Source organism: Micromonospora sp. ATCC 39149 (assembly GCF_000158815.1).
Lineage (GTDB): Bacteria > Actinomycetota > Actinomycetes > Mycobacteriales > Micromonosporaceae > Micromonospora.
Window position 1 is genome coordinate 45,547 of the sequence record NZ_GG657738.1, and the last position, 10,051, is coordinate 55,597.

A 10,051-nucleotide genomic window follows, 5' to 3' on the forward strand; every position below is an offset into this window, starting at 1 on the left:
GCACCCCCGCGCGCGTCGTCGACGAGTTGGAACAGGTCCCGGTCGCCGGAGACGACCTCCCGCCGGCGCGGGCTGGGTCACCGACAGGGTGCCCAGCACGTCGTCGGCCTCGTACCCGGCGGCGCCGACGGCGGTGATGCCGATCGCGGCCAGCACGTCCAGGATCACCGGCACCTGCGGGGTGAGGGTGTCCGGCACCTCCTCGCCCCCCTCCGGTGCCACCCGGTGCGCCTTGTACGACGGCAGCAGCGCCACCCGCCAGTCCGGCCGCCAGTCGTGGTCCAGGGCGCAGACCATCCGGTCGGGGCGGCGGGTGCGCACCAGCGTGGCGAGCATGTCGAGGAAGCCGCGTACCGCGTTGACGGGGGTGCCGTCGGTCGCCCTCGCGGCGGACTCGGGGACGCCGAAGTAGGCCCGGAAGTAGAGACTGGGGGCATCGATCAGCAGGATCGGGGGTTGGTGTGCCACGCCGGACAGCGTGGCACAACGGTCCGACGATCCGGCCACGGCGCGGCGGGCGCGGTACTTCCGCCAGGGAGGTTGGCCTGCCCGGCCGGCCCGGCGATGGCGGCGACACTCGTGGACCCGGTCCGTCTTTCCGGCGGCCGACCAAACGACCGTTAAGCTGAACGGGTGGGAACCGACGAGCTGCACCCCGACGCCGCCCCACCCCGCCACGGCGCCCGTATCGAGCCGCCGTCGTCCGCACGACGGACGGCGTGGCCCCGGCTCAACATCACCCCCACGGAGCACATCGCACTATGACTGTCGACCGGATTCTGCCCAGCGACGAGGCCCGCGACCTGCTCGACCTCGCCACCGAACTCGCCGACCGGGAACTCGCCCCCCGGGCTGCCGGGTTCGAGTCCCGCGCCGAGTTCCCCCGGGAGGTGCTGCGCACCCTCGGCCGCGCCGGCCTGCTCGGCCTGCCGTACGCCGAGGAGCACGGCGGTGCCGCCCAGCCGTACGAGGTGTACCTGCAGGTGTTGGAGATCCTCGCCAGCCGCTGGCTCGTCGTCGCGGAGGCGGTCAGCGTGCACACCCTGTCCTGCTACCCCCTGGCGCAGTTCGGCACGGATGCCCAGCGCAAGCTGCTGCCCGACCTGCTCGGCGGCGAGCTGCTCGGCGCGTACTGCCTGTCGGAGCCGCAGGGTGGCTCGGACGCGGCGGCGCTGACCACGAGGGCCGTCCGCGACGGTGAGGCGTACGTGGTGACCGGCACCAAGGCGTGGATCACCCACGCCCGGGTGGCCGACTTCTACAACATCTTCTGCCGCACCGGCGGCCCGGGGCCGAAGGGGATCTCCTGCCTACTTGCCGACCGTGACACCCCGGGCATCGTCCCGCAGGCCGCCGAGCGGATGATGGGCCTGCACGCCTCCCCGGTGGCGCAGATCGCCTTCGACGACGCCCGCGTGCCAGCCGACCGCCTCATCGGCGGGGAGGGTGCCGGCTTCACGATCGCCATGTCCGCCCTGGACTCGGGCCGTCTCGGCATCGCCGCCTGCGCCGTCGGCCTGGCCCAGGCCGCCCTCGACCACGCGGTCGGCTACGCCCGGCAGCGGCAGCAGTTCGGCCGGGCGATCGTCGACTTCCAGGGCCTCGGCTTCCTCCTCGCCGACGCGGCCACCCAGGTCTCCGCCGCCCGCGCCCTGACGCTGCACGCGGCCCGGTTGCGCGACGCCGGCCGGCCGTACTCGACCGAGGCGGCGAAGGCGAAGCTGTTCGCCACGGACGTGGCGATGCGGGTGACCACCGACGCGGTGCAGGTGCTCGGCGGGGCCGGCTACGTCGCCGACCACCCGGTCGAGCGGTACCTGCGGGAGGCGAAGGTGCTCCAGATCGTCGAGGGCACCAACCAGATCCAGCGCCTGGTGATCTCCCGCGCCCTGGCCAGGGACGCGTGAGCGGAGGGCTCACCCAGTGTGACGACGGTCGGGGGCGTCGTCGCGTGGGAGCGTTTTTACCGGTAGGTTGCACGCCGTGGAGGAGATCGACCGGGCCATCGTCGCGGCGCTGACCGCCGACGGGCGGCTGTCGTACACGGATCTGGCGGAGAAGGTGGGCCTGTCGGTGTCCGCCGTGCACCAGCGGGTCCGCCGGCTGGAGCAGCGCGGGGTGATCCGGGGGTACGCCGCCCGGGTTTCCTTCGAGGCGCTGGACCTGCCGCTGACGGCGTTCGTGGCGATCCGGCCGTTCGACCCGTCGCAGCCCGACGACGCCCCGGACCGGCTGGCCCACCTTCCGGAGATCGACTCCTGTTACTCGGTGGCTGGGGAGGACTTCTACCTGCTGCTGGTGCGGGTGGCGTCCCCGGCGGACCTGGAGCGGGTGCTCCAGGAGATCCGCACGGCCGCGAACGTCACCACCCGCACCACCGTGGTCCTGTCCACCCCGTACGAGAACCGGCCGCCGAAGATCAGTGGCGAGCTGTCGGCCCGGGCGCGGTCCAGGGCGGCGGGGGAGGCGGCTGGTTCCACCGCAGGATGACCGGCCGGCCGTGCTCGTGGCCGAGCACGCTGATGGTGGCGGTGTCCAGCCGCAGCAGCCCGCCGGCCGACGGCGGCAGGCCGATCCATCGGGCGGCCAGCACCCGCAGGCTGTGTGCGTGGCCTACCACGGCGACGTCGCCGTCGGCGAGTCCGGCGGCGGCGCGGGCGAGCGCCCGGTCGAGCCGCGCGCCCACCTCGACGGGGGACTCCCCGTCCGGGCAGCCGTCGGTCCAGATGTTCCAGCCCGGGCGCTCGGTGTGGATGGCGGCGGTGGTGATGCCCTCGTACCGGCCGTAGTTCCACTCGGCCAGGTCCTCGTCGACCGACGTGGCGGCGAGCCCGGCCAGTTCGGCGGTGCGCAGCGCCCGACGGCGCGGGCTGGCCAGCACCCGGGCGAACCGCCGGCCGGCCAGGAGCGCGGCGAGCGCGCGGGCCTCTCGCTCGCCATCGGCGGTGAGTTCCAGGTCGGTGTACGAGGTGTGCCGGCGGCTGGCGCTCCACTCGGTCTCGCCGTGGCGGACGAGGACGATCTCTCCCATCCGCCCAGTCAACCAGGCCCTTGGTGCCAACGGAGTCCCAGTACCGGGGACGCGGCAGGGCGGTGACCCGGTATGGCCGCTCGCGTCGCCGGCTGCACCATTCCCCGACGAAATGTTAGCTGCTAACATTTTGCCTGTGGATGGCGATCAGGTGCTCGGCAAGCGGGAACGGACTCGCGCGCGGCTGCTGCGCTGTGCGCTGGAGCTGTTCGAGCGGCAGGGCTTCGAGCAGACGACCGTCGCTCAGATCGCGGCCGCGGCGGGGGTCACCGAGATGACCCTCTACCGGCACTTCCCAGCCAAGGAACTGCTTGTTCTCGACGACCCGTACGACCCGGTCATCGTCGCCGCCATCGCCGGACAACCGCGCTCGCTGCCACCCTTGACGCGGGTGGTGAACGGTCTACGCCAGGCGTGGCGGATGCTGCCCGAGCCGGCAAGCGAGATCGTCCGCCGACGGGTCCGGATCGTGGCCGGCTCCTCGGCGCTGCGCGCCGCCGCCATCCGCAACAACGAGGACACCGAGCGGCTTGTCACCGAGCAACTCGTCACCGACGGCACCGCCGCCCTGCCGGCCCGGGTGGCCGCCGTCGCGGTGTTCGCGGCCCTCACCGCCGCACTGCTCGAATGGTCGCAGCACCACGACGCGCGACTCGGCGACGTGATCGCCACCGCGCTGGACACGTTGGAGGCGCGGCATGGCTGAGGCACGCATCCGGCTTCACGGCCTGACCCGCACATTCGACGGCGGAGTCGGCGTCCGCGGGGTCGACCTGGACGTCGGCGCGGGCGAGATCCACGCTCTCGTCGGACTGAACGGCGCGGGCAAGTCCACCCTCATGCGCCTGCTGCTCGGTATGCTGCGGCAGGACTCGGGAACGGTGCGTCTCGATGGACGCCCCCTCGGGTCGGCGCCCTGGTCGAGGCTCGGTCACCTCATCGAAACCCCGCTCGCGTATGGCGAACTCACCGGTCGGGCCAACCTGATGCTGGCCGCCCGCCTACACGGCGTACCGGCCTCGGCGGCGGCACCGATGGTGCAGCGCGTGCTGACCGAGCTCAACCTGCACCCGTACGCCGCGATCCGGGCCCGGCGAATGTCGTTGGGGAACCGCCAACGCCTTGGTCTCGCCGCCGCGCTCCAGCACGATCCGGACATCATCGTGCTGGACGAGCCGACGAACGCACTCGATCCGGCAGGCGTCATCTCGCTTCGCGAGGCGCTCGTTCGGCGGGCGGCGGCCGGGGCCGGCGTGCTCGTGTCCAGCCACCATCTCGACGAGGTCGCCCGTGTCGCCGACCGCATCACCGTCATCAACGCGGGTCGCACCATCGGCACCCTCAATCCGCACGGCGTCGACATCGAGCGTGAGTTCTTCGCCCTCGTACGCTCCGACGACGAACGGACAGCGGCATGACAACCACGACGCTGCGCGCCGCGCTGGCGGTCGAAGCACGCAAGGCCACGTCCGCACGAGTGGTGACGAGCACGACCATCCTGCTGCTCGTGGGCATTGCCGTCCTGGCCGGCGCGACCACCCTGGCCGCCGCCGGCGGCAACGAGCAACTCATGGCAAAGCTCGGCCCGTCCGCCACCCAGGGTGGCTGGACCAGCCTGCTCAGTACGGCCAGCCAGATCACGGCCGCCGGCGGACTGCTCGCCTTCGGCGTGGTGCTCAGTTGGTTGTTCGGTCGCGAGTTCGCGGACGGAACCGTGACCGGACTGTTCGCGCTGCCGGTGAGCCGGCCCACGATCGCTCTGGCCAAACTGATCGTCTACCTGCTGTGGTCCGTCGGGGTCGCCACCCTCCTGGTCCTGATGGTCGCAGGACTCGGCTTCGCGACCGGAGCGGGGCCAATCGAGGGCACCGCACCGGTCGCGCTGCTGCGACTGTGGTCGCTGACCGTGCTGACCGCGCTCCTCGCCGTCCCCGCCGGCTGGGCGGCTACCATCGGCCGCGGCCTGCTGCCCGGCATCGCGACCGCCATCGCCATCCTCGCCGCCGCCCAGATCCTGGTGGTGGCGGGCACGGGCGGCTGGTTTCCCTTCGCGGCGCCGGCCCTCTGGACGATCTTCCCCGGCACCGTCTCGGCGTCCCAGATGGCGCTCGTGCCGCTTGTCCCACTGACGTTCGGTTTCCTTGTCCTTCACGCCTGGCATCGCCTTCAACTCGACCGCTGACGGTCAATGGCGATATTGACCTAGCGTCCTAGGCTGAACATGCGGGTGTGCGGCGGCACGCTCAACAGGTTTCCACCACCCACGGCCCGGGCAAGCCAGAACGCAGGGGCGGATCGCCCCCGCAACGTCTGGAGCAGAGGGAGTCCGACGACATGAGCTTCACCGACAAGGCGAAGAACAAGGCCCAGGAATTGGCCGGCGCCGCCAAGGAGCGGGTCGGCGACATGACCGACAACGAGCGCATGCGGGCCGAGGGCGCCACCCAGCAGAGCGACGCGCGGGCCCGCCAGGCGGGCGAGCACATCAAGGACGCGGGCCGGGACGCGCGGGACGCGTTTCACGAAGTGACCCGACCGCGCGGCGGGCCCGGAGGAGTTTCCTCCGGGCCCGCCGCCGTCGATCATTGGCCGGGGGAGCGCGGGGCCGACGCCGGGGTGCGCCGGCGGGACTACGAGACCCGGGTGAGCCGGATCGCGTCGGCGATGACCAGGCCGGTGCCGGTGGTCCACCGGCTGACGCCGACCCGGTTGGCGTCTCCGGCGGGCAGGGCGAACGTGCCGAGGGCGCGCCACTGCCCGCCGGTGGCGCGCTGATCGGCGTACACGGTCTTGTTGCCGGTGGTGGTGGCGACGAGGTACGGGGTGGCGTTGTTGTACCCGGCGTTGGCCGGCCACCAGGCGTCGACGCGGTAGGTGCCGGTGGCGGGGACGTTGACCCGGTACCAGGCGACGTCGCTGGACGCGACGGGGTCGGCGTACCGGTAGTCGGCGCCGTAGCGCTGGCCGGAGTAGGTGGAGACACGCCAGTTGGCGCTGGCGGTGAAGCGGCCGGCGGTGGCGTTGTCGACGATGGTGCTCCAAACGGTGCCGCCGCTCATCCGGGCGGCGACGTCGGCGCGCATGACGTCCAGGTCGATGAAGGACGGGTCGATCTTTCCGGTGGTGCTGGTCTCACGGTGGCCGCGGGCGTGGCTGGCGTCGCGGCCGAGGCGGGTGAGTACGGCGGCGGTGGCGCGCAGCGACGCCGCGTACTGGGCGGCGGTCATCTCCTGGCTGACGCCGTTGTAGTCGATCTCCCAGCCGATCATGAGGGTGTTGCCGTCGCCGGCGGGGATGGGGCCGCTGCCGCCGCTGGTGCCGGCGTGGTTCGCGCGGCCTGCGGAGATGAGGTGGAACACGCCGTGATAGTCGACGAGGGCCTGGCAGAGCGGGCCGGGCAGGTCGGAGCGGCCGTTGATGCAGATGCCCAGGGCGGGGTGGGGGTTGGTGGCGCTGGAGGTGGCGGCGGTGTGGTGCCAGAGCACGCCGATGGGGTCGAAGTCGCCGGGTCGCATCCGGTTGCGCCAGTCGCCCTCCTCGACGACCTGGACGCCGGCGGCGCGCAGGACGTCGGCGAGCCAGCCGACGGTGGCCATCAGGAGTGCTCGATCAGGTCGGCGAGGCACTCGGCGCGCGCCTCGGCCCGGGCTGGTGCGGGCCGGAGGGTGATGGTGAGGGCGGCGACGACGAGGGCGGGGACGCCGAGGAGCCCTCGGCGTCGCAGGCGGACGATGGGTGACGTGGCCACGGCACTCCTCCCGGTGGCGGACGGTGGCCCGCCCGGTCGGTGATCAGGGATGACGGCACGTTATCCGGTTACACCCATCGATGTCGAGACTCTTCATCCGGCCCACCCAGGCTGAAGGTTTCCCACGAGCATGACATCTCCACCCCTAGTTTCCTAGGATGACCTACAGGGTGTGGCCCGGTACGGACATCGGCCAGACAAGCACGGGCCCCGGCTAGCGCCGGGGCCCGTGGGCGGGTCTTGACGTGGTTCAGTCGTCGCGGTGGTCGTGCCACCACTGCTGGCCGGCGGGGGGCAGGCTGTCGATCGGGTCGTAGTAGGCGTAGCGCTTGTTGAGCGCCTCCAGGTCGGCCGACTCGATGGAGGTGCGGTAGTTCTTCGTCCAGTAGGAGATGCCGTGCTCGCGGTCGTAGTCGGTGAGCATGTGCACCCAGCGCTTGCCCACGAAGGGCACGTCGCAGACGATTCTCGGGGTGGCGTAGCCCGGCAGGTAGCCCATGATGTCGTGCTGGAGCTGCTGGGCGTGCCAGACCGGGACCCGCCAGTGCTCGGCGTTGGGGATCATGTCGCACATGTAGAAGTAGTACGGCAGGATTTTTTTTTTTCTCCTGAAAGGGCGAAACAGAGGTCCGAGCAGGTCGGGGGCGGTGGCGTTGACGCCGCGCATGAGCACGCCCTGGTTGCGTACGTCGCGTACGCCGACGTCGAGGGCGGTCTGGGCGGCCTTGGCGACGAGCGGGGTGATGGACTGCCGGTGGTTGACGTGGGTGTGGATTGCCAGGTTGACGCCGCGTCGGGCGGCGGTACGGGCGACCCGCTCCAGGCCCTCGACGACGTCGGGCTGCAGCCAGTGCTGGGGTAGGCCCATGAGGGCCTTGGTGGCGAGCCGGACGTCGCGGATGGTTTCGATCTCCAGCAGCCGCATCAGGTACGACTCGAGGTTGCGCCACGGGACGTTGGCGACGTCGCCGCCGGAGACGACGACGTCGCGGACGCCCGGGTGGGCCTTGAGGTAGGCGATGTGGGCGTCGTACCGGTCGACGGGCTTGAGGGTGAGCTTGAGCTTGTCGACGGCGGGGGTGGAGTTGCCGACGAGGTCCATCCGGGTGCAGTGCCCGCAGTACTGGGGGCAGGTGGAGAGCAGTTCGGCGAGGACCTTGGTCGGGTAGCGGTGGGTGAGACCCTCGGCGACCCACATGTCGTGCTCGTGCAGGGAGTCGCGGCTGGCGTAGGGGTGGGAGGGCCAGTCGGTGCGCCGGTCGGAGGCGACGGGGATCATGTAGCGGCGGATCGGGTCGGCGAGGAGCGCCTCGGTGGTCGGTGGCGCGTGCGGCACCATGGTGTTGATCATCTGGGGTGGCACGAGCATGGACATGGTGGCGTGGGCGTCCTGGTCGGCGGCGAGGTCGGTGTAGAGGGACTCGTCGACGGTGTCGCCGAGGACGGCGCGTAGCTGCTTGATGTTCTTGATGCAGTTGACGCGCTGCCACTGGGCGCTCTCCCACTGTTCGCGGGTGACGTGGCGCCAGCCGGGGAAGCGGGTCCAGTCCGGTTCGACCAGGGGGCTGCGGCGGTATTCGTAGGGCTGCCCGGCGGTCGGTGCGGCGACCGGGGCGTGACGGGGTCGAGGGATGGTCTCAACCGGTTGGGTCTGGGTCACGGCCCCTCCAGGTGCGTTGTTCGGATGACCAGCGGCCCGTAGGCTACTGGAAAATATCCGGTGAAGAAATTAGTCTGCCGTAAGTTTTCCCGCGATGCGAGTCCCGTCCGGGGCTTCGCGCGGCTGGGCAGGGGAGGTCGGCGTGACGTCACCGGTGGGTCTGCACCGCGTTGTCGAACCGGCGGGAGTGCTGCCGCAGGCGGCGTGGCGGCTGGACGCGAGTGCGCGGATCGCGCCGAACGAGGTGCGGATCCGGGTGGAGCGGCTGAATCTGGACGCGGCGAGTTTCCGGCAGTTGTGGGAGAAGCACGGTGGGGACGGGGAGAAGGTCCGCGCCGAGGTGCTGGAGATCGTCTCGACGCGGGGGAAGATGCAGAACCCGGTGACCGGGTCGGGCGGGATGCTCATCGGCACCGTGGAGGAGGCGGGTCGGCGGTCGCCGTTGGGGCTGCGGGTGGGTGAGCGGGTGGCGACACTGGTGTCGTTGACGTTGACCCCGCTGGCGATCACCGATGGGTTGGCCCGCTGGGACGGGCGCAGCGAGCAGGTGCCGTGTGACGGGTACGCGATTTTGTTCGCGCGGTCGATCGCGGCGGTGTTGCCGGCGGATCTGCATCCGGAGTTGTCGCTCGCCGTGCTGGACGTGTGTGGGGCGCCGGCGTTGACGGCGCGGGTGGTCGCCGATCATGTGGCGCGGCGGGAGCGCTCGGGTGATCCTCGGCCGGTGAGCGTGGCGGTGATCGGTGGGGCGGGCAAGAGCGGGTCGTTGTCGTTGGCGGCGGCGCGGCGGGCGGGTGCGGGTCGCACGGTCGGGGTGGTGCCGGTGGTGGCGGAGCGGGATGCGCTGGTGGCGGCGGGTCTGGCCACGGAGGTGGTGTTGGCCGACGCGCGGGATCCGGTGGGGTTGTCGTCGGCGGTGACGGCGGCGTTGGGGGTGCCGGCGGATGTGACGGTGGTGTGTGTGGACGTGCCGGGTTGTGAGCACGGGGCGGTGTTGGCCACCGCTGACGGTGGGACGGTGGTGTTCTTCTCGATGGCGACGAGTTTCGCGGCGGCGGCGTTGGGGGCGGAGGGGTTGGCGGCGGACGTGACGATGCTGGTGGGTAACGGGTACGTGCCGGGTCACGCCGAGTTGGCGTTGGAGTTGTTGCGGTCGGAGCCTGGGGTGCGTGGTCTGTTCGAGGCCCGGTTGGCGGCAGACTGACGTCATGACTAGTCCCTCGATCTTGTACCGCGGTGGAGTGCTGCACTGTCCGGCGGATCCGCGTGCGACGGCGTTGTTGGTGCGTGACGGGCGGATTGCCTGGTTGGGGGTGGACGCGGAGGCGCCGGCGGCGGACCGGGTGGTGGATCTGGACGGGGCGTTGGTGACGCCGGCGTTCGTGGACGCGCATGTGCATGCGACGGATACGGGGTTGGCGTTGTCGGGGCTGGATCTGTCGGGGGTGCGCTCGGCGGTGCAGTTGTTGGATGCGGTGTCGGTGTTCGCGGCGGGGTTGCCGGGTGACGCGGTGGTGTTGGGGCACGGGTGGGACGAGTCGAGTTGGGGTGACCCGCGGTTGCCGGACGCGGCGGCGTTGGACCGGGCGGCGGGGGGGCGGCGGGTGTATCT

Annotated in this window: 11 protein-coding genes and 3 pseudogenes; 9 read left to right on the forward strand and 5 right to left on the reverse strand. The window is 71.4% G+C overall.

The window, feature by feature from the left end:
* Positions 1-468: pseudogene (locus tag MCAG_RS00185) on the reverse strand (flap endonuclease); the annotation flags it as partial.
* A gap of 165 nt (positions 469-633) precedes the next feature.
* On the opposite strand from MCAG_RS00185, the gene MCAG_RS35520 reads away from it, so the two are divergent.
* The 3 genes from MCAG_RS35520 (at position 634) to MCAG_RS00195 (ending at position 2,490) form a co-directional block, all read left to right on the forward strand.
* Positions 634-765, forward strand: a complete 132-nt coding sequence (locus MCAG_RS35520) for a hypothetical protein (RefSeq protein ID WP_255348968.1) — start codon at positions 634-636, stop codon at positions 763-765.
* A complete protein-coding gene (locus MCAG_RS00190) occupies positions 762-1,907 on the forward strand; it encodes an acyl-CoA dehydrogenase family protein (RefSeq protein WP_007070988.1) in 1,146 nt (381 codons plus the stop codon). Before MCAG_RS35520 ends, MCAG_RS00190 begins: the two co-directional genes overlap by 4 nt.
* A gap of 76 nt (positions 1,908-1,983) precedes the next feature.
* Positions 1,984-2,490 (forward strand): Lrp/AsnC family transcriptional regulator, encoded by a 507-nt coding sequence (locus MCAG_RS00195; protein WP_007070989.1) that lies wholly within the window; start codon positions 1,984-1,986, stop codon positions 2,488-2,490.
* Here the strand turns inward: MCAG_RS00195 and MCAG_RS00200 are convergent.
* Positions 2,420-3,031, reverse strand: a complete 612-nt coding sequence (locus MCAG_RS00200) for a histidine phosphatase family protein (protein ID WP_007070991.1) — start codon at positions 3,029-3,031, stop codon at positions 2,420-2,422. The two genes, MCAG_RS00195 and MCAG_RS00200, sit on opposite strands and share 71 nt — an antisense overlap.
* 136 nt (positions 3,032-3,167) lie before the next feature.
* Here MCAG_RS00200 and MCAG_RS00205 point away from each other — a divergent pair, with 136 nt between their 5' ends.
* From MCAG_RS00205 to MCAG_RS30090, 4 genes and pseudogenes are all read left to right on the forward strand, one after another.
* Positions 3,168-3,737 (forward strand): TetR/AcrR family transcriptional regulator, encoded by a 570-nt coding sequence (locus MCAG_RS00205; protein ID WP_198141445.1) that lies wholly within the window; start codon positions 3,168-3,170, stop codon positions 3,735-3,737.
* Complete coding sequence (locus MCAG_RS00210) at positions 3,730-4,449, forward strand: ABC transporter ATP-binding protein (RefSeq protein WP_007070992.1); 720 nt, start codon at positions 3,730-3,732, stop codon at positions 4,447-4,449. The genes MCAG_RS00205 and MCAG_RS00210 overlap by 8 nt, the downstream gene beginning before the upstream one ends.
* Positions 4,446-5,213, forward strand: coding sequence for an ABC transporter permease (locus tag MCAG_RS00215; RefSeq protein WP_007070993.1), 768 nt, complete (start codon positions 4,446-4,448; stop codon positions 5,211-5,213). The genes MCAG_RS00210 and MCAG_RS00215 overlap by 4 nt, the downstream gene beginning before the upstream one ends.
* A 152-nt stretch (positions 5,214-5,365) precedes the next feature.
* Positions 5,366-5,545, forward strand: a pseudogene (locus MCAG_RS30090) (CsbD family protein); the annotation flags it as partial.
* A 116-nt stretch (positions 5,546-5,661) separates the two neighbouring features.
* Here MCAG_RS30090 and MCAG_RS00220 read toward each other — a convergent pair.
* The 3 genes and pseudogenes from MCAG_RS00220 to MCAG_RS00225 form a co-directional block, all read right to left on the reverse strand.
* Positions 5,662-6,627: an N-acetylmuramoyl-L-alanine amidase gene (locus MCAG_RS00220; protein WP_007070995.1), complete on the reverse strand. Its 966-nt coding sequence runs from the start codon at positions 6,625-6,627 to the stop codon at positions 5,662-5,664.
* Positions 6,627-6,779 (reverse strand): hypothetical protein, encoded by a 153-nt coding sequence (locus tag MCAG_RS33135; protein WP_198141447.1) that lies wholly within the window; start codon positions 6,777-6,779, stop codon positions 6,627-6,629. Before MCAG_RS33135 ends, MCAG_RS00220 begins: the two co-directional genes overlap by 1 nt.
* A gap of 250 nt (positions 6,780-7,029) precedes the next feature.
* Positions 7,030-8,439 (reverse strand): annotated as a pseudogene (locus MCAG_RS00225) (KamA family radical SAM protein).
* A gap of 94 nt (positions 8,440-8,533) precedes the next feature.
* Between MCAG_RS00225 and MCAG_RS00230 the strand changes: the two are divergent.
* Positions 8,534-9,643, forward strand: a complete 1,110-nt coding sequence (locus MCAG_RS00230) for a zinc-binding alcohol dehydrogenase (protein WP_198141448.1) — start codon at positions 8,534-8,536, stop codon at positions 9,641-9,643.
* A gap of 4 nt (positions 9,644-9,647) precedes the next feature.
* Positions 9,648-10,051: amidohydrolase family protein (locus MCAG_RS35860; protein WP_157548320.1), on the forward strand; the 404-nt coding region annotated here is incomplete at its 3' end.

Excerpts from the sequence above, each read along its gene's own strand:
- MCAG_RS00220 (WP_007070995.1), bottom strand. The coding sequence starts at position 6,627 with ATGGCCACCGTCGGCTGGCTCGCCGACGTCCTGCGCGCCGCCGGCGTC.
- MCAG_RS00215 (WP_007070993.1), top strand. The coding sequence starts at position 4,446 with ATGACAACCACGACGCTGCGCGCCGCGCTGGCGGTCGAAGCACGCAAG.
- MCAG_RS00230 (WP_198141448.1), top strand. The coding sequence starts at position 8,534 with ATGCGAGTCCCGTCCGGGGCTTCGCGCGGCTGGGCAGGGGAGGTCGGC.
- MCAG_RS00190 (WP_007070988.1), top strand. The coding sequence starts at position 762 with ATGACTGTCGACCGGATTCTGCCCAGCGACGAGGCCCGCGACCTGCTC.
- MCAG_RS00200 (WP_007070991.1), bottom strand. The coding sequence starts at position 3,031 with ATGGGAGAGATCGTCCTCGTCCGCCACGGCGAGACCGAGTGGAGCGCC.
- MCAG_RS00210 (WP_007070992.1), top strand. The coding sequence starts at position 3,730 with ATGGCTGAGGCACGCATCCGGCTTCACGGCCTGACCCGCACATTCGAC.